Annotated in this window: 25 protein-coding genes, 1 pseudogene and 1 riboswitch; of the genes and pseudogenes, 20 read left to right on the top strand and 6 right to left on the bottom strand. The window is 71.2% G+C overall.

Translation table 11 applies throughout. The features are described from left to right. Positions 1-4: 4 nt before the first annotated feature. The 7 genes from ACFSVL_RS45825 to ACFSVL_RS45795 all read left to right on the top strand — a co-directional run bounded on the left by ACFSVL_RS45825 (position 5) and on the right by ACFSVL_RS45795 (position 7,471). The gene (locus ACFSVL_RS45825) at positions 5-1,465 is read left to right on the top strand and encodes a proton-conducting transporter transmembrane domain-containing protein (RefSeq protein ID WP_378314341.1); all 1,461 of its coding nucleotides are present in this window, start codon (positions 5-7) and stop codon (positions 1,463-1,465) included. After that, positions 1,462-2,922: a hydrogenase large subunit gene (locus tag ACFSVL_RS45820; protein WP_378314339.1), complete on the top strand. Its 1,461-nt coding sequence runs from the start codon at positions 1,462-1,464 to the stop codon at positions 2,920-2,922. The genes ACFSVL_RS45825 and ACFSVL_RS45820 overlap by 4 nt, the downstream gene beginning before the upstream one ends. Continuing rightward, positions 2,923-3,696, top strand: a complete 774-nt coding sequence (locus tag ACFSVL_RS45815) for an NADH-quinone oxidoreductase subunit B family protein (protein WP_378314337.1) — start codon at positions 2,923-2,925, stop codon at positions 3,694-3,696. It begins immediately after the preceding gene. Further along, positions 3,693-5,732, top strand: a complete 2,040-nt coding sequence (locus ACFSVL_RS45810; RefSeq protein ID WP_378314335.1) for a proton-conducting transporter transmembrane domain-containing protein — start codon at positions 3,693-3,695, stop codon at positions 5,730-5,732. Before ACFSVL_RS45815 ends, ACFSVL_RS45810 begins: the two co-directional genes overlap by 4 nt. Positions 5,733-5,747: 15 nt before the next feature. Next, a complete protein-coding gene (locus ACFSVL_RS45805) occupies positions 5,748-6,011 on the top strand; it encodes a DUF2180 family protein (protein WP_378314333.1) in 264 nt (87 codons plus the stop codon). Positions 6,012-6,133: 122 nt separating this feature from the next. Next, on the top strand, positions 6,134-6,496 hold the full coding sequence (locus ACFSVL_RS45800) for a hypothetical protein (protein WP_378314331.1): 363 nt from the start codon (positions 6,134-6,136) through the stop codon (positions 6,494-6,496). 138 nt (positions 6,497-6,634) lie between these two features. Next, the gene (locus ACFSVL_RS45795; RefSeq protein ID WP_378314329.1) at positions 6,635-7,471 is read left to right on the top strand and encodes an undecaprenyl-diphosphate phosphatase; all 837 of its coding nucleotides are present in this window, start codon (positions 6,635-6,637) and stop codon (positions 7,469-7,471) included. On the opposite strand, the pseudogene wzt reads toward ACFSVL_RS45795, so the two are convergent. From wzt to ACFSVL_RS45775, 4 genes and pseudogenes are all read right to left on the bottom strand, one after another. Next, a pseudogene (wzt, locus tag ACFSVL_RS45790) lies at positions 7,457-8,206 on the bottom strand (galactan export ABC transporter ATP-binding subunit Wzt/RfbE); the annotation flags it as partial. The gene ACFSVL_RS45795 and the pseudogene wzt overlap by 15 nt on opposite strands. Next, positions 8,193-8,717 carry a phosphatase PAP2 family protein gene (locus ACFSVL_RS45785; RefSeq protein ID WP_378314327.1) on the bottom strand — a complete coding sequence of 175 codons (525 nt, stop codon included), beginning with the start codon at positions 8,715-8,717 and terminating at the stop codon, positions 8,193-8,195. The pseudogene wzt and the gene ACFSVL_RS45785, both read right to left, overlap by 14 nt. Beyond that, positions 8,714-10,402: a dynamin family protein gene (locus ACFSVL_RS45780; protein ID WP_378314325.1), complete on the bottom strand. Its 1,689-nt coding sequence runs from the start codon at positions 10,400-10,402 to the stop codon at positions 8,714-8,716. The genes ACFSVL_RS45785 and ACFSVL_RS45780 overlap by 4 nt, the downstream gene beginning before the upstream one ends. Next, positions 10,399-10,869, bottom strand: a complete 471-nt coding sequence (locus ACFSVL_RS45775; protein WP_378314323.1) for an NUDIX hydrolase — start codon at positions 10,867-10,869, stop codon at positions 10,399-10,401. Before ACFSVL_RS45775 ends, ACFSVL_RS45780 begins: the two co-directional genes overlap by 4 nt. A 45-nt stretch (positions 10,870-10,914) precedes the next feature. Beyond that, positions 10,915-10,978: riboswitch (Fluoride riboswitch) on the bottom strand. Positions 10,979-11,160: 182 nt separating this feature from the next. On the opposite strand from ACFSVL_RS45775, the gene ACFSVL_RS45770 reads away from it, so the two are divergent. The 13 genes from ACFSVL_RS45770 (at position 11,161) to ACFSVL_RS45710 (ending at position 21,752) form a co-directional block, all read left to right on the top strand. Beyond that, on the top strand, positions 11,161-12,039 hold the full coding sequence (locus ACFSVL_RS45770; protein ID WP_378314321.1) for a DUF4129 domain-containing protein: 879 nt from the start codon (positions 11,161-11,163) through the stop codon (positions 12,037-12,039). Continuing rightward, complete coding sequence (locus tag ACFSVL_RS45765) at positions 12,036-12,470, top strand: hypothetical protein (RefSeq protein WP_378314320.1); 435 nt, start codon at positions 12,036-12,038, stop codon at positions 12,468-12,470. Before ACFSVL_RS45770 ends, ACFSVL_RS45765 begins: the two co-directional genes overlap by 4 nt. Next, positions 12,467-13,432: an AAA family ATPase gene (locus tag ACFSVL_RS45760; RefSeq protein WP_378314318.1), complete on the top strand. Its 966-nt coding sequence runs from the start codon at positions 12,467-12,469 to the stop codon at positions 13,430-13,432. Before ACFSVL_RS45765 ends, ACFSVL_RS45760 begins: the two co-directional genes overlap by 4 nt. Then, positions 13,429-14,664 (top strand): DUF58 domain-containing protein, encoded by a 1,236-nt coding sequence (locus ACFSVL_RS45755; RefSeq protein ID WP_378314316.1) that lies wholly within the window; start codon positions 13,429-13,431, stop codon positions 14,662-14,664. Before ACFSVL_RS45760 ends, ACFSVL_RS45755 begins: the two co-directional genes overlap by 4 nt. After that, a complete protein-coding gene (locus tag ACFSVL_RS45750) occupies positions 14,661-15,158 on the top strand; it encodes a hypothetical protein (RefSeq protein WP_378314314.1) in 498 nt (165 codons plus the stop codon). The genes ACFSVL_RS45755 and ACFSVL_RS45750 overlap by 4 nt, the downstream gene beginning before the upstream one ends. Beyond that, the gene (gene eno, locus ACFSVL_RS45745) at positions 15,155-16,444 is read left to right on the top strand and encodes a phosphopyruvate hydratase (protein WP_378314313.1); all 1,290 of its coding nucleotides are present in this window, start codon (positions 15,155-15,157) and stop codon (positions 16,442-16,444) included. The genes ACFSVL_RS45750 and eno overlap by 4 nt, the downstream gene beginning before the upstream one ends. 5 nt (positions 16,445-16,449) lie before the next feature. Then, positions 16,450-16,887 carry a hypothetical protein gene (locus ACFSVL_RS45740; protein ID WP_378314311.1) on the top strand — a complete coding sequence of 146 codons (438 nt, stop codon included), beginning with the start codon at positions 16,450-16,452 and terminating at the stop codon, positions 16,885-16,887. Next, positions 16,884-18,206 carry a hypothetical protein gene (locus ACFSVL_RS45735; RefSeq protein WP_378314309.1) on the top strand — a complete coding sequence of 441 codons (1,323 nt, stop codon included), beginning with the start codon at positions 16,884-16,886 and terminating at the stop codon, positions 18,204-18,206. Before ACFSVL_RS45740 ends, ACFSVL_RS45735 begins: the two co-directional genes overlap by 4 nt. Beyond that, positions 18,203-18,484 (top strand): hypothetical protein, encoded by a 282-nt coding sequence (locus ACFSVL_RS45730; RefSeq protein WP_378314308.1) that lies wholly within the window; start codon positions 18,203-18,205, stop codon positions 18,482-18,484. The genes ACFSVL_RS45735 and ACFSVL_RS45730 overlap by 4 nt, the downstream gene beginning before the upstream one ends. A gap of 250 nt (positions 18,485-18,734) precedes the next feature. Next, positions 18,735-19,061 carry an FAD-dependent monooxygenase gene (locus ACFSVL_RS45725; RefSeq protein ID WP_378314306.1) on the top strand — a complete coding sequence of 109 codons (327 nt, stop codon included), beginning with the start codon at positions 18,735-18,737 and terminating at the stop codon, positions 19,059-19,061. 41 nt (positions 19,062-19,102) lie between these two features. Further along, complete coding sequence (locus ACFSVL_RS45720; RefSeq protein ID WP_378314304.1) at positions 19,103-19,723, top strand: malonic semialdehyde reductase; 621 nt, start codon at positions 19,103-19,105, stop codon at positions 19,721-19,723. A 30-nt stretch (positions 19,724-19,753) separates the two neighbouring features. After that, positions 19,754-20,686, top strand: coding sequence for a carboxymuconolactone decarboxylase family protein (locus tag ACFSVL_RS45715; RefSeq protein WP_378314302.1), 933 nt, complete (start codon positions 19,754-19,756; stop codon positions 20,684-20,686). Between the two features lie 190 nt (positions 20,687-20,876). Then, positions 20,877-21,752, top strand: a complete 876-nt coding sequence (locus ACFSVL_RS45710) for a fumarylacetoacetate hydrolase family protein (RefSeq protein WP_378314300.1) — start codon at positions 20,877-20,879, stop codon at positions 21,750-21,752. A 3-nt stretch (positions 21,753-21,755) separates the two neighbouring features. Here the strand turns inward: ACFSVL_RS45710 and ACFSVL_RS45705 are convergent, their stop codons facing one another. Further along, positions 21,756-22,145 carry a winged helix-turn-helix transcriptional regulator gene (locus ACFSVL_RS45705; RefSeq protein WP_378314298.1) on the bottom strand — a complete coding sequence of 130 codons (390 nt, stop codon included), beginning with the start codon at positions 22,143-22,145 and terminating at the stop codon, positions 21,756-21,758. 70 nt (positions 22,146-22,215) lie between these two features. Beyond that, positions 22,216-23,640, bottom strand: coding sequence for an NB-ARC domain-containing protein (locus tag ACFSVL_RS45700; RefSeq protein ID WP_378314296.1), 1,425 nt, complete (start codon positions 23,638-23,640; stop codon positions 22,216-22,218). Between the last annotated feature and the right edge of the window lie 18 nt (positions 23,641-23,658).

Below are 23,658 nucleotides of genomic sequence, written 5' to 3'. Positions count from 1 at the left end.
CGCGATGCCGGTCGTGCTGATCCTCCTGACGACGCTGCCGCTGGCGCCGGCTCTCGCCGCGCTGGCGGGACGCGCCCGGGTGAGCGAGACGCTCAGCCTGGTCACCGCCTTGAGCAGCTTCGGGCTGGCCGTCGCGCTCGTCCCGGTGGCCGCGCACGGCCCAGTGCAGTTCGGGATCCTCCGCGCCGACGCGATCTCAGTCGTATTCCTGCTCGGCACCACGTTCCTCTACGCCGCCACCGCGACTTACTCGATCGGCTATCTCGGCGCGGAACGCAGTCACCCCGGATTCTCCCGCTACGCCCGGAGATTCCACCTCGGCCTCAACCTGTTCGCCTGGTCCATGATGTGCGCGCCGCTGATGGACGGCCTGGCACTGCTGTGGATCGCGGTGGAGATCACCACCGTCGTCTCCGCGCTGCTGGTGGCGCTCGACGACACCGACAACGCCGCCGAAGCGGCCTGGAAGTACGTCCTGCTCGCCTCGGCCGGGCTAGGCATCGGGCTGCTCGCCACGATCGTCATGTACTACGCCGGTTCCACCGTGCTGGGCTCCTCCTACGACGTCGCGTTCGCTCCCCTGCTCACCGCCGGGACGACGTTGCCGCACACCGCGGTGCAGCTCGCGTTCGTGCTCGCCGTGGTCGGGTTCGGCACCAAGGTCGGGCTGTTCCCGGTCCACACCTGGCTGCCGGACGCGCATTCGGAGGCCCCGACCCCGGTGTCGGCGATGCTGTCCGGATCGCTGCTGGCTGTGAGCTTCTACGCCGTGCTGCGGTACTACCAGGTCGCGGCAGGCGCGCTCGGCTCCGGTTTCCCGCGCACCGTCCTGCTGGTGTTCGGCGTGCTGACGCTCCTGCTGGCCGCGCTGTACCTGCTCGAACAGCGGGATCTCAAGCGGCTGCTGGCCTATTCGAGCGTGGAGCACATGGGCATTCTCGCCATCGGGGTCGGGCTCGGCGCGCCATTGGCACTCGCCGGAGTCCTGCTGCACGTGATCGCGCACGCCGCGGCGAAAGGCAACGCGTTCTTCGGCGCCGGTGTCCTGGTCCGCAAGTACCGCACCAAAGACACCGGCACCATCCGGGCCTGTTTGGACACTCTGCCGTGGACGGCCCCGCTGTTCCTGTTCGCGATACTGGCGCTGTCGGCGATGCCCCCGTTCGGCTTGTTCCGCAGCGAGTTCCAGATCGTCGCCGGCGGACTCGCGAGCGCGCACGACACGGTCACGGTGGTGCTGGTCGTCCTGGTCACGCTCGCGTTCCTGGGCCTGTCGGTGGCGACCACGCGAATGCTGTTCGTCCGCGGCGGCGGCGACCTGCCGGTACGAGGCGAGCCGAGTGCGTGGATGGTCGCGCCGATGGTGGCCGGGCTGCTCGTGCTGCTCGTCCTGGGCGTGCACCCGCCCGCGGACTTCGCCGATCTGCTCGCCCGCGGGGTCGCGGAGCTGGGAGGCGGGGCATGACCGCCGAAGACATCCTCGCCCGCATCGGCGACGGCGCGCGGTTCGCCGCGCTGGCCGGCGACGGCGACGTCACCGAGGGCCTGACCCTGCACGTGCTGCTCGCCCGCCCCGGCGGAGTCGACGTGGCGGACCTGGTGCTGCCGCCGGGATGCGACCGGTACCCGGCGCTCACGCCGGCAATCCCGGCGGCCTTCTGGTACGAGCGGAAGCTGCACGACCTCTACGGCGTGCTCCCGCAAGGACACCCGCGGCTCGACCCGCTGGTGCTTCCGCACGCCGAGGACAACGAACCGCTGCCCAGCCCCGGCGCGGCGTTCCACCCCGCGCACGTGGAGCCGGACGAGCGGGCGCTGCCCAGCCACGTCGTCGGCACCGGCCTGTTCAGCTTCCCGCACGGCCCGGTCCGGTCCGGGGTGTTCGAGTCGGTCGAGTACGTGGTCGAGACGCCGGGCGAGGACATCCCGCACGTGAACGTCCGCCCCCACTTCAAGCACCGCGGCCTGGAAGTGCGGTTCGAAGGGATGCCCCCGGAGCACGCGGTACTGCTGGCCGAACGCGTCGAGGGGATCGCATCGGTGGCGCACGCGCTCGCGTTCTGCCACGCCGTCGAAGAGCTGGCCGGCGCACAGCCGCCGCTGGCAGCACAGCTGGTGCGCGTGCTGCACGCGGAGCTGGAGCGCATCGCCAACCACCTCGACGTCGCCATGAAACTCGCCGACGCAGCCGGTCTCGCGGTCGCGGTGGCCCGTTTCGGCTGGCACAAGGAACGCGTGCTGCGCTTGGTTTCCGCCTTGTGCGGCAGCCGGTTCGGGCGCGGGGTCGCTGTCCCCGGCGGGATTCGCGCCCTCCCGCTGCTCGGCCGCGACGCCCTGCGGTCCACAGCGGACAAGCTGCGCCGAGACGTCGAAGGGGACGCGGTCGCCTTGATGCAGACGGCGTCGTTCCTCGACCGGCTGCGCGGAACCGGCCCGCTCGACGAGGCCTTCGCCCTCGAACACGGGCTGCTCGGCCCGGTCGGGCGCGGCAGCGGAACCGAAGACGACGCGCGCTGGCAGCGTCCGTACGACGCCTATCCGAAACTGACCCGCCGCCAGGGACCCGAACACCGCGACGGCGACGCGATGGCCCGGCTGCGAGTCCGCTGGGACGAGGTCGCCGAATCGTTCGACCTGATCGGCCAGGTCGCCGATCTGCTCGGCGACGAGGACGACGACGTGCTGAGCGTCCCCGTCGAGCCGGTCTCCGGGCAGGCCGTCGGCTGGGCCGAGGCACCGCAGGGCGAGGTCCTGTACTTCCTCGACGTCGGAGCCAGCGGCCTGGTCCGGCGCTGCGCTCCCCGCTCGGCGTCCTTCCACAATCTCGCCGTCTTCTCGCGCGCGTTCCGCGGCGACGTGCTGACCGACTTCCCGTTCATCGAGGCCAGTTTCGGTCTCTCGATCGCCGGGGTGGTGATGTAGATGCCCTGGGTCTTCCGCGGTCTGCGCGACGGGATCGTCACCACGCGATACCCCCGCTGGCCCGACGCCGACGACGTCCGCACAGTCGCCCGCCCCTCCCCCGCCGCCCGATGGGAACCAGGACTCGACGACCTGTGCCCGACCGGCGCCATCCGCCCCGGGCACGGCCGGGTCCGGCTCGACCAGGGCCGCTGTATCGGCTGCGGCGCCTGTGTCGCCGCGCGGCCGGAGGTGTTCGGCTGGCAGCGGGGCATCGACACCGCCTGGCTCACCCGGGACGGTCTCGTCGTGCCCGAGCTCCCCGAAACCGACCCGGACCTGGATCGGGTCTGCACCGCGCTTTCCCGCCGGACCAAGGCGTTGCGCCGGTCAGTCCACATCAGGCACGTGGACGCCGGCTCCGACGGCGCCGACGAATGGGAGGTCCAGGCGCTGCTCAATCCGGTCTACGACGTGCACCGGCTGGGGATCTTCTTCACCGCCAGCCCGCGCCACGCCGACCTCCTCCTGGTCACCGGGGCCGGCGCGCACGGCATGGCCGCGCCGCTTGCCCGCACGCTCGAGGCGATGCCCCGTCCGCTGGTGGTGATCGCCGCGGGCACCGACGCGATCAGCGGCGGCCTGGTGTCGCCGTCCTACGCCACCGCGGGCGGTCTCGGCGACCTGCTGCCGGTCGACGTGTGGGTGCCCGGCTCGCCGCCGAGCCCATTCCGGCTGCTGCACGCGATCCTGCTCGCCACCGGCCGCCTGCCGGCAGAGGAGCGGACGCGATGACCGCCGTGCTGATCGCCGCCCTCGTCCTGCTCGGTCTCGGCCTGCTCGCGGACCTCGTGTTCGGCGTCGGCCGGGCCTGGGCCCGGCCGCTCCCCTACCTGCTCGGCGCGGCGGCTTCGGTGCTGCTGACCGTCGTCGGCGGCGCGGGCGTCGCCGGAGCACCGATCCGGCTCAGCCTGGACGCGTTCCTCGGCTTCGGCTCAGCGGACCTCACCGTGGACCGGCTGTCCGCGCTGTTCCTGGTGATCAGTTTCGCGGTGGCGTTCCCGGTGTCTCTGGCCTGCGCCGCGTGGGCGGTGCGGCCGCACCGGGTCCGTGCGCGAGGACTCGGCTGCGCGTATGCGTTGACGCTGCTCTCGGTCGCCGTCGTGCTCACCGCAGACCACGTGTTCGTGTTCCTGTTCGCCTGGGAGTGCCTGACCGTCGCGTTCTACTTGATCACCGCGCACCGCCGCGGCGCCACCGCCACCCCGGCGATCGTCACCGTCGTGCTCGGCAAGGCCAGCGGCGCTTCCCTGCTCGTCGGGATGCTGCTGCTGGCCGGGCAGACCGGCAGCTTCTCCTTGCCCGGCTTCGCCGCGCTCCCGCACACCGCGGTCCGCGACGCGGCCTACTCCCTGCTGGTGCTCGGCTTCGCGGTCAAGATCGGCCTCGTTCCGGTGCACGTGTGGATGCCGCGCGGGTACCGCGCCGCTCCCGGCCCGCTGCGCGCGGTCATGGCCGGGGTCGCGGTCAACGTCGGCTTCTACGGCCTCTGGCGCACGCTGGCGCTCCTGCACCAGCCTCCGCCGTGGCTCGCCGTCGTCGTCCTGCTCCTGGGCGGCGCGACCGCGCTGCTGGGCATCGCACACGCCACCGTGCAGACTGATCTCGCCGAGGTCGTCGCGTACTCCAGCGTCGAAAACGCCGGGCTCATCAGCGTCGGCTACGCCATCGCGATGATCGGCGCGACGACGGGGAAGCCCTTGCTGATCGCAGTCGGTCTCCTCGCCGCCACCTTGCAGACGATCGCGCACGCACTCGCGAAATCCCTGCTGTTCGTCGCCACCGCGGGCATCGAGGATGCCGCCGGCACCACGGAACTGGACGACCTGCGCGGTGTCGGGCACCGGCTGAGGTTCTCCGGCACCGGGCTCGCGATCGGCGCGCTCACCCTCGCCGGCCTGCCGCTGACCGCCGGATTCGTCTCCGAATGGTTTCTGCTCGAAGCCCTCATGCAGCAATTCCGTCTCGGCGCGCTCGGCTACACCCTTCCATTGGCGGTCACCGGCGCGCTGGTCGCGCTCACCGCCGGGTTCGCCGCCGTGGCGTTCGTCCGCATCGTCGGGCTCACCGTTCTCGGCCCGCGCGGCCCCCGCGACGAAACCCACACCCGCGGCACCGGACCGCTCGGCGCACTCGGCATCGTGCTGCTCAGCCTCGGCTGCACAGGCGCGGCGACTGTCGCACCCCTGCAAGTCGAACTGATCGCAGCCGGGCTGTCGCCGGCCGTCCCCGCGACAGTCACCCAGGGGGCGCTGAAGGAATCCTGGGTGCTGCAGCCGGTGTTTCCCGGCTTCTCGGCACTGTCCCCGTCCTGGCTCACGATCGTTCTCCCCGCGTTGTTCGCCGCGGCGGGGCTGTTGTGCCTGTTCTTCGGCCGCCGCCGGGTGCTGGCCGTCCGCCGGGTGCCCGCCTGGCGCTCCGCGACCGGCGGCGTCGAAGGCGAAAACCAGTACAAGCCGTTCGCGTTCGCCAACCCGACCCGCAAAGTCCTGGCCAACGTGCTGCTCACCCGCGCCGAACTGCGCACCGTCGAACGCCGGAGCGGCGGGCGCGACGACGACCCGCGGCCCGATGCCTCCGGCGCCCACCTCGGGTACACCTCCGACGTCGTCGAGGCCGTCGAACGCTTCCTCTACCGCCCGCTGCAGCGCCCGTTGCACACCGCCGTCCGCGCCGCGAAGCGCCTGCAGAACGGCCGGCTCGATGCCTACGTCAGCTACCTGCTCATCGCGTTCGTCGCCGTACTCGCCCTCGTGCTCATCCTCACCTGATGCGAAAGGAACACCATGCACTGCCTCGACTGCGTCCTCGAAGGACAGACCCGTCCCGCTGTCGGAATCTGCACCAGCTGCGGCGCCGCCGTATGCCGCGACTGCGTCCGAGTCGGCCGCCACCGCACCCGCCACGTCACCGGATTCAGCTCCGCGGACCTGTCGGCCACCGAAACCCGGCAGCTGGCGTGCCCGACCTGCGCCGGAGCCCTGTCCGTCCACCACGCTCGCGAGTACCGGTTCGAGCCGTCGGCTCGCCCTCCAGCCGCTATGCAGTAGGCTCCCGCCAGCGCACTCGCGCCCGGCGGTGGGGCTCGCCGGACCCGAACCGCGGCCTCCGCCGCCAACAGTCCCTGCCTGGACCGATGATCGCTGCGATCACACAGGTAGGGAGGCCGCGCGTGGCAACTCTGGTCATGCTCCTCGGCGGACTGCTCGGCTTCGCCCTGCGCACCACGATCGACGCCGCCGGGCGCACCGGGTCCCGCTGGTATCCGGCGCTCGTCAGCGTGATCGGCGGCTTCGCCCTCGGGACACTCGCGGGCGCGGCCCTGATCGGTCTTCCCCGCGACAGCCCGCTTGCCGCGGCCGGCATCGGCCTCTCCGCGGCAGTGACCGCCTACTGCGTCTTCAGCCCCGCCACCCGTTCCCTTACCCAGCAAGGCTTCTCACGGCGCAATGCCATGGCCGCCCTCGGCCATGCCCTGTCCGGCTTCGCCGCCGCGACCGGTGGCGTCGTGCTCGGCATCGCGCTCGTGTCCTGACTGCCGCATGCTACGGCTCGATTAACACCGGTTAGGTTGGAAAACTAACCTTGGTTATCTACCCTGCTTATCGAGCGGGCGAGCGCCACCGCTAGCCTCGTCGCGCACCGACCAGCGACCGGCGAGGGTGGACCGCACGTGAGCGTCATCGACATCGGCCAGGCGATCGTCCTGGGCATCGTGGAGGGCGTGACCGAGTTCCTCCCGGTCTCCTCCACCGGGCACCTCAAAATCACCGAAGGCTTGCTCGGCATCCCGGTCGCCGACCAGTCAGTGGTCGGCTTCACCGCGGTGATCCAGGTCGGTGCGATCGCCGCGGTGCTCGTTTACTTCTTCCGCGACATCCGCCGCTTCGCCACCGCGTGGAGCCGCGGCCTCGTGCACGCCGGGCAGCGACAGCACCACGACTACAAGTTCGCCTGGTGGGTCGTGTTCGCGACGCTGCCGATCGTCGCGGCGGGGCTGCTGTTCAAACCGCTCATCGAGGGCCCGCTCGCTTCCCTGTGGGTGGTGGCCGGATCGCTGATCGCCGGCAGCGCGCTGATGTGGGGCGCGGAACGCGCAGGACGGCTCAAACGCGGCGAGGACGACCTGTCGTTCACCGACGCGATGCTCGTCGGCTCGTCACAGATCCTGGCGCTGCTGTTCCCGGGATTTTCCCGTTCCGGCGCGACGATCTCGACGGCGCTGGTCCGGGACCTCGACCGAGTCGCGGCGACCCGGCTGTCGTTCTTCCTGTCCATTCCCGCGCTCACCGGAGCGGGACTCTACGAACTGAAGGACGCCGTCGGCGGCGGGATCGACCCGCTCCCGGTCGCGATCGGCACGCTCGTGTCGTTCGCCGTCGCCTACGCGTCCATCGCCTGGCTGCTGAAATTCGTCGCCAAGCACTCGTTCACGTCGTTCGTCGTCTACCGGATCGTGATCGGCGCGGCGTTGTTCGGGTTGCTGGGCTTCGGCGTCCTCGACGCCTGAGCGCCGGCGGTAAGCGCGCACCACGTCCGCGGCGGGACCGGCCCGCACGATGCGCCCGGACTCCAGCCACAGCGCCGAATCGCAGAGATCCAGCAGGAGCTCTTCGGTGTGCGAAGCGAACACCAGCAGCCCGCAGCGGTTGACGAGATCGTGCAGGCGGGATCGCGCGCGTTCGAGGAAGTCCGCGTCGACCGCGCCGATTCCTTCGTCCAGCAGCAGGATTTCCGGGTCGATGGACGTGACGACGCCCAGCGCGAGCCGGACCCGCATGCCGGTCGAGTAGGTGCGCAGCGGCATCCGCAGGTAGTCGCCGAGTTCGGTGAATTCGGCGATCTCGTCGGTGCGGGCGCGCATCTGCCGCCGGGTCATGCCGAGGAACATGCCGCGCACCACGATGTTCTCCAGTCCGGACGTCTCCGGATCCATCCCCAGCCCGAGGTCGAACACCGGCGCGACCCGGCCGGAACGCCGGGCGGAGCCGCGGGTCGGTTCGTAGATGCCGGCCAGCAGGCGCAGCAGCGTCGATTTGCCCGCGCCGTTGTGCCCGACCAGCCCGACCCGGTCGCCCTCTTCGAAAGACGCGGTGAGGTCCTGCAAGGCGGCGACGACCGGAACCTTCGTCCCGGTCTGGATGCTCCCGCCGGACGACCCGAGCACGCGTCTCTTCAGCGACCGCGATTTCGCGTCGAAGACCGGGAATTCGACGAAGGCGTGGCACAGGTCAGCTCCGATCACGACAGCACCCCCGCGCTCGCCGCGTGCTCGCCAGCGCCGCAGCGGCGAAGAGCCAGCCGCCGAGAACGTCGCTGGGCCAGTGCACGCCGAGAACGATCCGGCTGAGCCCGATCGCCGCCGCACCGGCCACCGTGACGGCAGCAGGCCGGGGCAGGACGTTCCCGGCCGCCAACGCCAGTCCCAGGGTGCCGAGAGCGGTGTGCCGGGACGGAAAACTGGGCCCTGACCACGAAGCGCGCCACAGCCGCTCCGGCGGCCGTTGGCGGGAGATCAGCTCGGCGGTGACGCGCCGGACCGCGGTCGCTGTCGCCAGAGTGAGCAGGTGCGGCGCCCAGCGGTCCGCCCGGGCCAAGCAGGACGCACCCACGACAGTCCACACCATCGGGGTCTCCCCCAGCACGGTCACGACCCGGGCCGCTGACACGACCGGCGGCGAGGTCCGGTCGTGCACCCAGTCCAGCAATCGCAGTTCCGCGGCAGTGCAGCGGGCACCGGAAACCACGACCGTCACCGCGCCTCGGCCGGGGAGCCGGAACTCACCAGCTCCAGTTCCCGGACCACCTGCCGCACCGAGGCAATTCGCCCGTCCAATTCCGCGAGCTTCGCGTCGGGCGCGCTCCCGCGGCTCCGGTCCGCCGCGCCGAGACCCGCTTCGAGCGCGGCGAGCTGGGTCCGCCAGATCTCCGCCAGCGCCCGTTCGTCCCCGCGCACGACGTCCCGCAACCAGTGCTGCAACGTCGAGCGCGCGCGGCCGAAGGGCCGGGGCACCGCGTTCTCCGCCCATGCCGAAAGGTGGCGGTGCAGGCGCTTTCGACGGACCGAGGCCGGCAGCCGGTGCGCGAGCGCAGTCGTGACCAGTTCGCGCCACACCACTTCCGGCCCGAGTTCCAGCTCCGGCAGCCGCGGCGGGGCGGGCGGATCCGGCACCGGTGCGTCAGCCAGCCGGAGGTCCAGGACGCCGGCGACGGCGTGGCGGGCCCGGACCAGTTCCGCCGTCAATCCGGCAGTCGCTTGCTGCGCGGCGTCGCGCGCAGCAGCCTCCAGTTCCTCTCCGGTTTGGCGGAACCAGCCGGCACCCGCCTCGACAACTCGCTCGCTCAGCTGCCCTCGGACGACACCGGCGGCCGCTTCGGGGCGCGCGGGCTCAGCGGGGAGTTCGGCGCCGAGCTGCTGTCTCGCAGCGGTGGTCGCGGCGGCGACGGCGCGTTCGTGCGAAGCGTCCAAGCGAGCGCGAGAACGGCGTGCTTCGCCGCGCACATGGTCGATCGCGGCGGTTTCCGCGCTGCGTGCGCGGTCGATGATCGCCCGCAGCTCCTTCACCGCGCGAGTGCTGTCCTCGGCGGTCCGGCCGAGGATTTCGCGTTCGATCCGGAGGCCGTCGAGGACGGCCGCGGACTCTCGGCGCCATGCTCGCGCGGTCGAGGCGACGACATCCGTCTCCCCGCTGCGGGCGATTCGCTCGGTCAGCCAGGCGACCAGGTCGTCCGGGCCGGACGTGCGCAGCGACATCGGCAGCACCGGAACCTCGGAGCCGAGCGGTCCGGCGACCGCTTGCCGGGTGAAGGCGACGATCTCCGCCACGTCGCCGGCCTGGACGAGGTCGATCTTGTTGACCACCACCGCAAGGGCCGCCGCGGTCGCCGTCACCTCGGCCGCCAGCGCCAGTTCCGCCTGCGACACTGGAGGATCGGCCGAGACCACCAGCACCGCGAGATCGACGCTGTCGCGCGCTCGGGCGGCCTCGTCGGTATTGGCCTGGTGCACCGACCCGGTGCCGGGCGAATCGACCACCTCGGTGCCTGCGGGCAGATACGGCGACGGCGCCGTGATCCGCACGGTGTCGACGTTGCGGACGTTGCCCGGGTTTCCGCGCTCGCTGACCAGCTCGGCCACGTCGCCGAGGCGCAGCGGGTGCCGTCGCCCGTCCCGGTAACGGACTTCGGCGTCCACAGTGGACTCCACGGTCACCGAGGTCGCCACCGACGTCACCGGGAGCGCGCCGGTGGGCAGCAACTCACGCGCGAACAGGGCGTTCACCAGCGTGCTCTTGCCGCGTTTGGCTTCGCCGAGCACCAGCACCCGGACCCGGCCCGCCAGCGCGCGGGCGATCGCGTCGTCCAGCGCCGGCAGCCGGTCGGGCGGCACGTGCCCGCGGACCCGCTCGGCGAGGCCGGCCAGGCGCACCGCGGCGGTCACAGCGCCCGCCGCGCTTCGGACGGCGCCGGCCGCCAGACATTGCCGAGGTAAGCGGCGGTGCGCTGGGCGCCGTCGCGGTGGAACGCGCGCAGGTACCCGCCGATCGGAGGCCGGAGTCCCAGCGCCGACACGCGTTCCAGCCGCACGAACGACGGCACCAGGCCGTCCTCCGTGCCGCGCGGTTCAGCATCCGGGTCGTCGGCGACCGCATGCAGGACGATCTCCACCATCTGCTGCCCGTACTCCGGGTTGGCGGTCTCGAGGACGAACGCCACCCCGGCCGGGGTGACCGCGAGCCCGGTCTCCTCGCGCACCTCGCGCCGTACGCACGCGGCGACCGATTCACCGTCCCGCTGAGTGCCTCCGGGCAGCACCCAGTCGGTGATCCGCTGGCACAAGAGAACCCGCTCCTGCCGCAGGACCAGCCCGGTGCAGCGCAGGTTCACGGGTTTGGCGTCCAGACCCATGGCTTCCTCCTCGTCCGGTCGTCCGAACCAGAGGCACGGACGCGGTCACGGGCAGAAGCCATCAGCGCCGAGCGGCGCGGTCGCGGCGAGCTCCATCGCCGGTGGTGGCGCGGACGCCACCGACTTCCTCACGGTAGCAGCCGGATCATCTTCCCGACTACCGCTCGCGGCAGCGCTGATCGCGTCCCCGGCCGAGCCGTGGCACAATCACAGGCAGGTGATGGGGCTCACCCGCAACCGCGGCACATCCGCTAACGGTCCCTGACGGATACGTCGGGGAAAGGTGTGCGGATGCGGCACCAGGGCGACACCACGCTGCCGGGAGCTGTCCCGGCAGCCGGACTGCTGCTGGCGCTCGGCGCGGCGGGACTGCGTGCGCGCGCGGAAAGCAACTGGTCGCTGCGAGGCCCGCTGGCGCACGCGAGCGGCACGACGCTGACCGTTCTCATCACGGCACTCGGCGTGGTTTCCGCGCTGCTGGCCCTCTGGTCGATCACCGGCTTGCGGCGCCGCCGCAAGCCGCAGGACGACGATTTCCAGCACGTGTACGAGCCGCTGGGCACGAAATGGGGACGCCGGTGGGCCGTGCTGGCCGTCCTCGGGGCGACAGTCGCGCCGATCGTCGTCCTGGCCGTCGTCGCTTCCCGTGCCAGGCCGGCCGCGACGCCACCGCCTCAGTTCGCACCAGCTCCCGCGGAAATCCCGGCGCAACCGGCAGCCGGCAGCCACGCCGACGGCGGATCGCCCTGGCTTCTGCTGGCCGTTGTCGTCCTCGCAGTGCTGGCGCTGGTGGCGCTCACCCGAATCCGCGTCCGGCGCTCACCGCGAACAGGGGCTCCGACCGGACTGGCAGAGGCTGCCGAAGCCGGGTTGAGCGAACTCGGCGAGTTCGCGGAGGACGGTCCGCGCGGTGCGATCCTCCGCTCGTTCGCCGCAATGGAACGAGCGCTGACCCGCACCGCCGAAGCTGCTCCGCGACCGGCAGACACGCCCACCGCGGTGCTGTCCCGCGCCGCGAACGCCGGACTCGTGCAGCCCGCACCAGCACGTCGTCTGGTCGAGGTGTTCGCCGAAGCCAGGTTCAGCAGGCACCCGATCACCGCCGCACAGCAGAACGCCGCCCGCCGCGCGCTCGACGAACTCCTCGCCGACCTGGGCAGGCGGCCATGATCACCGCGGGTCTGACGATCGCCGCGGCGTTGCTGCTCGCCGCGGGCTACGCGGTCGCCGCTACCACGGGTTTGTTCGTCTGCGCCGTTCTGCTCACGGTGCTCGCTGTGGCCGGCGTCCGCGCGTCCTTGCGCAAAGCCGACCCGCCGCGCGAGCCCGCGCCCGCCGGCCGGCGACCGGATTTCCCCGGCTACGACCATCTCGCCGCAGCCGTCTCCTGGTGCAGCACCTCCCGGCACGCCTGGGACTGCGACATGCGGCCGATTCTGGTGCGGCTGCTGCGAAACCGCTCCGACGGCCGGGCAGCGCTCGGCGACGAACTCTGGCCGCTGGCCGACCCTTCGCTCTCCCGCTCCGGCGACCGGGACGCCCCGGGACCGACGCTGAAGACGCTCGAACGGATCCTCGACCGCCTGGAGGCTGCCCGATGACCACCACCGTCAGAGCCACCGGCGTCCGGGCGGCCGCAGTGCTCGACGAAGTCGAACTCGCCGTGGTCGGCAAACGCGCCGTGCTCGAGCTGATCCTGCTCGGCGTGCTCGCCCGCGGGCATGTCCTGATCGAAGACCTGCCCGGGCTCGGCAAGACCCTCATCGCCCGGTCGTTCGCGACGGTGCTGGGCCTGCGCTTCGCGCGGATCCAGTTCACCCCGGACCTGCTGCCCTCGGACGTGACCGGCGCGGTCGTCTACGACCAGGCGCGGCAGACCCTGTCCTTCCGGCCCGGCCCGGTCTTCGCGAACCTGCTGCTGGCCGACGAAATCAACCGCACCCCGCCGAAAACCCAGGCGGCGCTGCTGGAAGCGATGGCCGAGCACCAGGTCACCGTCGACGGGACCACGCATCCGCTGCCGGACCCGTTCGTCGTGCTCGCCACCGACAACCCGATCGAATACGAGGGCACCTACCCTCTCCCCGAAGCCCAGCTCGACCGCTTCGCGCTCCGCGTCCGCATCGGCTACCTTCCCGCCGAGGACGAGCAGGCCCTGCTGCGCCGCCGCCTCGAACGCGGGTCCGCGCCGCCCGCACTGCGCCGGATCCTGGCCTCGGGCGAAGTGCCGGTGCTGCGAGAGTCGGTGGAACAGGTCGAGGTCGATCCCGACGTGCTGGCCTACGTCGTCCGGCTCGCCGACGCCACCCGCGGGCACCACCAGGTGGTGGTCGGCGCGAGCCCGCGAGCCTGCCTGGACCTGCTGCAACTCGCCCGCGCGAAGGCGCTGCTGGCCGGCCGCGACTACGTGGTCCCCGAAGACGTGAAAGACCTCGTGCCCGCGGCCTGGGGCCACCGGCTGAGCCTCCGTCCCGAGCTGTGGGTCCGCCAGGTCCGCGGCGAAGACCTGCTCGCCAGGATCCTCGACGACGTCCCGGTCCCCCGGGCAGGGAGGCCGGCATGAACACCGTTGCCGCGCAATGGCATCCCACCCGGCTCGCGCTCGCATTGGCCACTTGCGCCGGGCTGACCGTCCTCGCCGCTGCCGTTCTGGGCAAGCTCGAACTGCTCGCCTTCGCCGCACCGCTGCTCGGCGCGCTCGCCAACAGCCCACGCGAGTCCCCGGCCGGCTCGCTCGCCGTCGACATCGCCCTGGCCGACGAACGCTGCCTCGAAAACGACGAGGTGCACCTGACCGTCGACGTCCGCCCCGCAGTCGCCGTCGACGACATCACCGTCTCGCTCCACTCCCCCGCCGCAGAAGTGTCCACGCAGGACGGACGCACCTTCACGGTGCGACCGCGCCGCTGGGGACGATGGTCGCTCCGGCCGCGCGTCACCGCCTATGCCTTCTCCGGACTGGTCGAAGCCAACGTGCCCGCCGGAGGGCGAGAACTGCGTGTCTACCCGCGCGCGGTGCCGCCGGAAGTCCTCCCGCGCCCGGCGGACCTGCCCGACCGCGTCGGTGTCCACATCGGACGCAAACGCAGCAGCGGCATCGAATTCGCCGCGGTGCGGCCGTACCAGCCCGGCGACTCGCTCAGCCGGATCAACTGGGCGATCAGCTCCCGCCGCGGCAGCCTGCACGTCACCGACCGGATCGCCGAGCAGGCCGCGGAGATCGTCGCGGTCGTCGACACCTTCTCCGACGTTGCCCAGCCCGGAGCGTCCACACTGGACCTCGGCGTGCGGGGAGCGGCTTCGGTCGTGCGGGCCGCGTTGCGCCGCGGAGACCGGGCAGGTGTGGTTTCGCTCGGTGGCATTCTCCGCTGGATCGGGCCAGACGTCGGAGAACGGCAGTACTACCGCATCGCCGACACCGTGCTGGAAGCCCGGCTGGACGACGCCGTGGTCCAGCCCGACCTCGCCCGGATCCCGCGCCCCGCCCTGCCGTCGCGCGCGGCGGTGGTGCTGTTCTCGCCGCTGCTCGACAAGCGGGCGCTGACCTCGGTGCACGATGTGCGCCAACGCGGATGCCCGCTCGTCGTCGTGGACACCTTGCGCACTGAACCGCCCGGAGAGCCCGGAAGCCGGATCGACGAGATCGCGCGGCGCGTGTGGCGACTGGAACGGCGCACCGTCCTGAGCCAGCTGGCCGACGTGGGCGTCCCGGTCGTCGCCTGGGCCGACGGCCGGTGGCTCGACGACGTCCTGGGACCGCTCGCCCGCCGTCCGTTGCCGGGGAGGACCGCATGAACGACCTCCTCCGCGGACCGGTCCCGACGGTCGCCACCGGACTGCTCATGGCCGCGTCGGCCTTCGGCGCCGACCCGCTCGCCGCGGTCCTGGCCGCGGCCGCGGCCCTGCTCGTGCTGATCGCCGCGCGATGGCACGAATCGGCGGCCGCCACCCCCGCGGTCCTTCTCGCCGCCGCCGCGCTCGCGAACGGCGATCCGCAGTTTGCTCGCGGCTGCGCGACCGGGCTGCTTGCCCTCGCGTTCTTGATGACCGCCGACGCGCGGCGCACCCTCGCCCCGTACGCCGACCCGCTGGCCTGGCTGCGCACTCGCGGCCGGTTGCTCCTCGGCGGCCTCGGCGGGGTGATCGCGGTGCTCATCGGCGCTCTGTGGAGTTTCGGCTCCGCCTGGCTCGCCGCGGCCGGAGTGGTCGCGCTCGGGGCCGCGTACCTGCTCGCCGTGCGGCCCCTCGCCCGGCTCGCCACCCGCCCACACCGGAGGAGGACGTCATGACGAACGTGCGATTCACCGATCTGCGAGCCTGCGAGATCCTCGACTCGCGGGGCCGTCCCACACTGTCGGTCACCGCGGTGCACGGATCCCGGTCCGCCACCGCGACAGTGCCCTCCGGAGCGTCGACCGGACGCAGCGAAGCCCGCGAACGCCGAGACGGCGACGAATCCCGTTACGGCGGAGCCGGGGTCCTCGGCGCGGTCGACACCGTGCGCACCGAGCTCCGGGAACTGCTCTGCAGCCGGTCGTGGCCCAGCCTGGCCGACCTCGACGCGGCGATGATCGCACTCGACGGCACCGACGACCGCGGCCGGCTCGGCGCCAACGCGATCGTCGGGGTGTCGATGGCGGCCGCCCGGATGTTCGCCGAGCTCCAGGAAGTTCCGCTGTGGTCGTGGCTGCGCGTCGGCGATGTCGAGCCGCGGCTGCCGATGCCGTGCTTCAACGTGCTCAACGGCGGCGCGCACGCCCACACCGGGCTGGACTTCCAGGAATTCATGATCGCCCCGGTCGCCGCGGCCACCATGGCCGACGCTGTCCGCGCGGGAGCCGAGGTCTACGCCGTCTTGCGCGAGCTGCTGGCCGAGCGCGGGCATTCCGTCGGGCTCGGCGACGAAGGCGGCTTCGCGCCCGAGGTGACCCGGCCCGAGGACGCGCTGCACCTGCTGCTGCGCGCGATCGAAAACGCCGGCTATCCCGCCGGGCCCGACGGCATCGCCATCGCGCTGGACCCGGCCGCGTCCCAGTTCCGTCAGCCGGACGGCAGCTACCTGCTCAACGGCCACCGGCACAGTTCGACCGACCTCGTGCAGCGCTACGTCCAGATGGTGCGCGACTTCCCGATCTGGAGCATCGAGGACGGCCTGGCCGAAGACGACCTGTCCGGCTGGCGCGAACTCACCGCCGAACTCGGCGACCGCATCCAGCTCGTCGGCGACGACAACTTCGTCACCAACGCCGCCCGGATCGCCCGCGGCGCCAAGCTGAACGTCGCCAACGCCGCGTTGATCAAGCTCAACCAGATCGGCACCGTCACCGAAACCCTCGACGCGGTCGAAACCTGCCGGCAGCACGGCTACGCGCAGATGATCTCCCACCGCTCCGGCGAAACCACCGACGACTTCATCGCCGACCTCGCCGTCGGAACCGGCTGCGGACAGCTCAAAGCGGGCGCTCCGGCCCGCGGCGAACGCGTCGCGAAATACAACCGGCTCCTGGAGATCGCCTCAGCCCGGCCCGAACTCCCATACGGAGCAACCGAAATCAGCGCCGTACGTATCGGATGAACCCGATGCCCGGTTTCCTCAGCCACTTCCGCCGCCGGCACCTGTCCGCCGGGGAGCAACTGACGAGGCTGCTGTCCGTCCTCGACCAGGCCGCCGCGGCCGCGCCCGAGGCCGACGACGCGGTGCGGGCCTGCGGCGCTCCCGGCGACGTCCCCGGCCGTCTCGGTCACGCCGCCGGCGAACTGGTCAGCACCTATCACCGGCTGCGCGAAGAACTGGCGGCCATCCCGGTCGACGGCGACCGCGTCGGCATCGCGGCGGAAGCCGAACGGCTGCTGCAGTACCACCAATGGCTCCTGCACACCTCCCTGCAACTGGCCTTCTCCCTCAACGCCGACCCGCGCAAAGAAGCCATGCGACGGCGCCTCGACGGCATAGGTCCTCCTGCCGCCCGTCTCCAAGCCCTCCGCGACCGCGTCGCACACCTGCGGAGCACGACATGAAAAGCCAATCACAGCACGCCGACGAACGCCGCGCACTCCTGCGCGACCTGACCGGCGAGGACTGCCTGCTCTGCCGGGACGCCGACAGCGCGGAACACCACTGGCACACCTGGTACGTCATGGAAACCCGCCGCGACCCGGACTACCGCCGCCGCGTCGCGCACGCCGGCGGCTTCTGCGACCGGCACACCAGACTGCTCATGTCCGCTTCGGACAGTGCACAGGTGCTGCCCGGCCTCCTCGGCGACCTGATCTCCTCCGCCCTTGCCGGCACCACCAGCGGCCGCTGCGACGCCTGCGCCAAAACCGCGGCCGCGAGCGAGCGACGCCTCGACCCCATCGTCCGGTGGCTGGACGACCCGGAGATTTTCGCGGCGACCGGACGACTGTGCAATCCGCACCTGCTCGGCCTCCTGCACTCGGTGCCATGGCGGCACGCCGCCGCGCTCGCCGGACTGGCAGCTCAGCAGCAGCCCGTCGATCCGTCCGATCCCGACGTCCCGGTCCGCGCCGCACTCCTGGCCCGCGCCGCCCAGATTCTCGCCGAGAACGACAAACGGCTCACCGAATTGTCCGCAATGGACCGGGTGGTCGAGGACCTCGGCCGCGACTGCTGCCCCGCCTGCCGGAGCCGCGCCCAGGGCGAACTGCGCTACCTGAGCTGGCTCCTCGACCAGGATCCCGACCGGCTCAACCCTTCCGAACCCTGGCTCTGCGCCCGCCATCTCGGCGACGCCACACTCCTCGACGACCTGGGCGCTCACCGCCTCCGCAGCCTGATGCACCAGAAGACCCGCGCACGACTGACCCAGCTCGCCGAACGGCTCACCGCCGCGCCCCACCCCCGCCCGCTCGCACGGCTCCGCCGCTCGTGGCAACCCCTTCTGCGGAGGCGCTTCGACCTTGCCGCCGCCGAGCTCCGCCGCCCGGACCGCCACGTCGCCGAGGCTCTCCTCCACTTCCGCCACACCGCGTCCGCCTGCTCCGCCTGCGCGGCCGGCGCGGTGAGCGAGCGCCGAGAACTCGCCCTCCTCGAAGCCGCCGCCGGCCACGAAACCGTCCGCGAAGCCTGGGTGCACGGACACGGACTGTGCCGCGACCACGCGCCCATGGCCGCACCTGAACTCGCACAACACGTCCTCCGCAGCCGTCTCGTGCTCCTGGCGTGGGAACTCGACGAAACCCTCCGCACCCAGGCCTGGCACACCCGCCACGAACCCGTCACGCCAGCCCAATTCTCGTGGCCGCGCGCCGTCCCCTTCCTCTGCGGCAACGCATTCCTCGGACTCACCGCAGCCGAATACCAGGACGTCCCATGAGCGCACCGCACACCCCTGACCCCGGATACGACCGCCGCGGCCCGATGTTCTGGCTCCCGCCGCACGGCTTCGGCAACGGCATCCGAGCGCGGGCCTGGGCAGAAATCGCCGACCTCACCGCCCGAGAACTCGACCGGGTCTTCACCGCGCTCACCGACGCGAACATCGCCGCCTACGCCGCGACCGTCCACGGCCGCACCGACTGCTACCGGTTGTGGGTCGATTCCCTCCGCTACCTGCATGCAGAGGACGTGCTCATGGAAGTCCTGGCCACCTGAGCCCGCTCGCACCCGGTGCCGGAACGGTTCGACGAGCCCCGCGAGCCGCGCTCCGGAACTCGTCGTCAGAACTGTCGTTGCCCTGCGCGCGGCTGGCACGGGTCGAAGGGATTTTTCCGGTGGCCGCGGGCCGGCGCGCGACGCGAGCGGATCGACTCGCACTCGGCACGCCGGCTACCGAACGTAGGCCAGCGGCGAATCCTGAAGTGCGGCAACGATTCCGGCGGCCGGACGATCCGGCGCGAGCGAGGTGATTGCGCTGGTACCGGACCCCGATGGCCGCGCCGTCGCCCTGACCGCCGGCGAGCAGATCCGGGCCGGATACGTCGTCGGCGCCGACCGGGTGCACAGTCACGTCCGCGAACAGGCCGGCATCGCCTTCCACGCGGACGTCCGGCTCTGCTTCGCACGAGCGCCGCCGAACGGGTTCGGGCTCCCGGCTCCGCGCAAAGCGACGAAAAGCGCTTATCCCCCGCAACAATCCGGCACCGCCTCGCCGCGGTCGAGGGCCAGCCGCGAACACAGATGTGCGTTCCCCACATTGATGTGCCGTCTTCCAGCGCGCCCCGATTCTTGAGAATATTCGAACCAGAAAGACGAAACCTAGGGGAATCGCAGATGACCGAGGAGATCAGGGCCGCGCGGGATTCGTGGATCGCGCTGGCCGAGGACGCTCAAGAATTGCTGTTCCGCAGCGCACGGACACCGAACACGTTCACCGAAGAGCCGGTGACCGACCAGCACATCGAGGCGATTTACGACCTTTTCCGGTTCGCGCCCACGTCCATGAACCAGCAGCCGATGCGGATTTTGCTGCTCCGTTCGAAGGCAGCTCGCGCACGCCTGCACCGCCACTTATACGAGGGCAACAGGGCGAAAGCGGCGACGGCGCCCGCGGTAGCCGTTCTGGCGGCCGATCTCGAATTCCACGAGCACCTTCCGAAGGTCTTCCCGCACCGACCGGACGCGCGGGACGGGTACGCCGACCGGGCCGTCCGGGAGCACTCGGCGCGGTTCAACGCCACGGTGCAGATCGGCTACTTCATCCTGGCGGTCCGGGCCGCCGGGCTCGCGGCAGGCCCGATGATCGGGTTCGACGCGGTCGGCGTCGACCGGGAGTTCTTCCCCGACGGCCGGCTTTCTTCGCTGGTGGTGGTCAACATCGGCCGTCCCGGACCGAACGCCTGGTTTCCCAGGCTGCCCAGGCTTCCCTACGCCGACGTCGTCACCTCGATCTGACACATTTCCCTTTCCCCGCAAGGAGGATTCATGATCAAGGACGAATTCTACGAGCGCGGCCTGCGGCTGCGGCACGCGATGTTCGGTTCGGCCGGCGCCGAGGCGCAGACCGAGTCGGCGACGTGGTTCACGGACAAGCTGCAGGAGCTCGTGACCCGGCACGCCTACGGCGACATCTGGGCCAGGGCCGGCCTCGATCGTCGTGATCGCAGCCTGGTCACCCTGGCGATGCTGGTGGCGCTCGGCCGTCTGCACGAGCTGGAGTTCCACCTCGAAGGCGCGATCGCGAACGGTGTCACCGCCGAGGAGATCCGCGAACTGCTCCTGCACGCCACCCTTTACTGCGGCATGCCGGCCGCCGTCGACGGATTCCAGGTCGCGGAGCGGGCAATCCCCGGCGCGGCGGAACCGCTGCCGCGGTCGAAGTCGCCGGTCAAACTGTCGCACGTCGTCCTGCAGACCAACCAGCTCGAAGCAATGCGCGATTGGTACTGCCGGGTGCTCGGCGCGAAGCCCGCATACGAGAACGAGAACATGGCATTCCTGGCCTACGACGGCGAGCATCATCGTGTCGGGCTCGTTTCGTTCGACGAGTACGAGGCAATGCCGAAGCCCGTCGTGGGACTCCAGCACGTCTCCTTCACCTACGACAGCCTGGAAACGCTGCTCGGCAACTACGAGCGGTTGAAGGCCGAGTCCATTGCCCCGGCATGGTCGGTGAACCACGGTCCCACCATCTCGATGTACTACGCCGACCCGGACGGCAACCACGTCGAATTGCAGGTCGACGTCTTCGAGACCGCCGAAGAGGTCAACGCTTTCCTCGCCGGGCCGGTCTACCGGAACAACCCTCGGGGCACCGAATTCGACCCGGACGAGATGATCGCACGGCTGCGCGCCGGTGCGTCGTTCACCGAACTGACCCGGCGAACGGACCAGGACCAGGCCGCTTCCCTAGGCTGATGCCGAGCGGCCGCCGCGGCAGTGCCGTCCCCGGCGCGGGCCCGCGCCGGGGACGACCTCGCGAACGAGCACGTCTATGTACTCGGCGGTTCTTGTTCCGGTGAAACCTCGCGTCGGGAGAGCCGGCCACGGAGCCTCCTCGCGAACCCCGCGGGCAGAACACCCTGCCTACGACAGAAAGCAGAACGTCATGAAATTGGTCAGCTTCGGCGATGCGGGCAGCGAACGACCGGGCCTCCTCGCCGCCGGCGACCGGATCGTCCCGCTCGACGAGGTGCCAGGAGTGTCTGGGGACATGAACGCCATCCTGGCCCAACTGCCCGAACTGAGGCCGAGGCTCGCCGGACTGAGCGGGACGGTATCGCTGGCGGACGTCCGGCTCGGGCCGCCGGTGCCGCACCCGGGCGCCATCATCGCCGTGGGCGCGAACTACCGGGCGCACATCACCGAGATCGCCGGCCCGGCCGGGCCGTTCCCCGACACTCCTGTCCTGTTCAGCAAACCGGCCGCCGCACTCGGCGGACCGTACGATCCGGTGGTCCGCCCGGTGGAATCCGCCCAACTCGACTACGAATGCGAACTCGCCGTCGTGATCGGCCGCGGCGGGCGGCGCATCCCGAGGGAACAGGCTCTGGCGCACGTGGCTGGCTACCTGATCGCCAACGACGTGACGGCGCGGGACGTGTTCCTCGGCGAAATGCACAAGAGCCCCGCCTACCTTCAGATCATGCGAGGCAAAGGCGCCGACACTTTCTGCCCGACCGGGCCGTGGCTGCTCACCGCCGACCAGGCGCCCGCACCCGACCGGTTCCGTCTGCGCACCTGGGTGAACGACGAACTGCGCCAGGACGGCACCACCGCGCAGATGATCTTCGATGTGCCCGCGCTCGTGTCCTCGGTCAGCGATGCCATCACACTGCGGCCCGGCGACCTGATCCTCACCGGCACGCCGTCCGGCGTCGGAAGCACCCGGCAGCCTCCCTGCTTCCTCCAACCCGGAGACACGGTGCGGATGGAGATCACCGGTCTCGGAGTGATGGCCACCCCGATCCGGGACGAGAGATGACCCTCAGCCGGTGCCCCGGTGCTCCGCGTCGAACCGCTCTCGGCTGCGGTGGATGTACTCCTCGTGGTCCTTCGCCCAGCCCAGCAGCACCAGCATGGTCCGGTGCAGGGACAGGCCGACCTCGGTGAGCGCGTAATCGACCTGCGGCGGATTGACGGGGGTCACCGTGCGCGTGACGAGGCCATCGCGCTCCAGCCTGCGCAGGCTCAGCGTCAGCATGCGCTGCGAGACGCCGGGAAGGTGCCGTCCGAGTTCCGAGTAGCGCAATCCCCCGGCAGCGAGAACCCCGAGAATCAGCACGCCCCACTTGTCCTCCACCCGGGCGAGAAGACCGCGCACCCAGCTGTTGAGTTCGGCGGCGTGCTCGCGTGAGCCCGCGGGTTCCTCGACCATCCTCGACTCCCGTTCCGGCCCTGCGGCACCCGGTTCGCCCGCGCCCCGGACAGCGAGTGCACCCTGTCCGTCATGGTAGACCGAGGCCTCCGACGTCGGGCGGCTCAGCTGCCGGGCAGCGCGGGTTCGAGCCGCCGGACAAGCCCGGCCCGCGCTCGTCCACCGGTTCGGCACGAGACGGACGGCTCCGAGAACCGGCCGAGGACAGCAAAGATCCAGCCGGCGAGCCGGGTTGCCGATACGAGAACCGTACGGGCGCCTCGGCTGCGCTCCAGCGCGTCCGGCGGGGCCTGCCTTCCTCCGCGGCCATCGAGACGATCCGGCGCAGGTTCGGCATCTCGGTCTCGAGATCGCCGACCGCCCGCCGGTAGCTGTCCTCCCCCGCATGCGCCGGAGCAACGCTGCCGTCGAACCGCGACCCGAAATGAAGACGGCTGGAGAGCACCAGCTCCCGCGCGGCGGCGAAATCCAGATACGCCGCGGCCAGTCCCCGGCGCAGTTTCCGGACGTCCGCCGGATGCTCCTCCTCGTCCGCATGACGCTGCGCGTGCCGGTGAATGATCGCGTGCATCTCGTACCGGCCGTCGGCCAACTCGCCGACCAGGGTGGCACGAGACAACGCCAGCAACGTATCCGAGACCGGTGCTCCCTCCCCGAGCAGCAGCGAAGCCGCCCAGCCGGGAAACTGCCTGCCGGGGAACAGGCCCAGCCTGCGGTACAGCAGCTGTTCCCACGGCTGCAACGTCTGATACGACGCCTCGTAGACGAACTCGAGCTTCCGGTCGCGGTCCACCTCGAATTCGGCGAGGAAATCCTGCGCCGACTCGAGCCGCGCCAGCAGCGCGGAAGGCCGTTCATGCCGCCGCGCGCGCAGCTGCGCGCCCGCGATCGTCAGCGCCAGCGGCAGGCACCCGGTCAGCTTCGCGATTTCCGCCAAAGCCCGCTCGTCCTCGACGGCCACCGCCGGGTCCAGCCCCTGGCTCAGCAACTCGATCCCGTACGGCTCGGACAGCACATCCAGCGGCACCGTCGTGAAGCCGGCGAACTCGAACGCCTCCAGCCGCTGCCGGCTCGTCGCCAGCACCACCCCGGCCGGCGAGCCCGGAAGCAGCTGCTCGACCGATTCCGCCGAATCGACGTCGTCGAGCACGACCAGCACGTCCCGCCGCGCCGTCTCGGCCCGGTAAACCGCGAGCTTGCCGTCGAACGTCGGCGGCGTCACCCGCGCGTCAAGCTGCACCAAGAAAACATCGAGGATCTCCTCGACCGTCTTCGCCTCCGCGGACGCGCCCATGGAGACCTCCAGCACCAGATCGAACGACGGTGCCAGATCCCGCACGCCCCACAGCATCAACGCGGTCTTTCCCACCCCGCCCATACCCTGAAGAACGAAAACGCCCTGCTCGCGCTGAGCACGCGCGCGAGAAGCCCGCTCGATCAACTCGCCGCGCTCCGCCACCCGATCGACAAAACGCCGCGGCGCGGACCTCAACATCCCGGCCTCCCCCGATCT

The organism is Amycolatopsis silviterrae (assembly GCF_042684085.1).
Taxonomy (GTDB): domain Bacteria; phylum Actinomycetota; class Actinomycetes; order Mycobacteriales; family Pseudonocardiaceae; genus Amycolatopsis; species Amycolatopsis silviterrae.
Note: the sequence above shows the minus strand (reverse complement) of the source record. Positions and strands in the feature narration are given on the sequence as shown.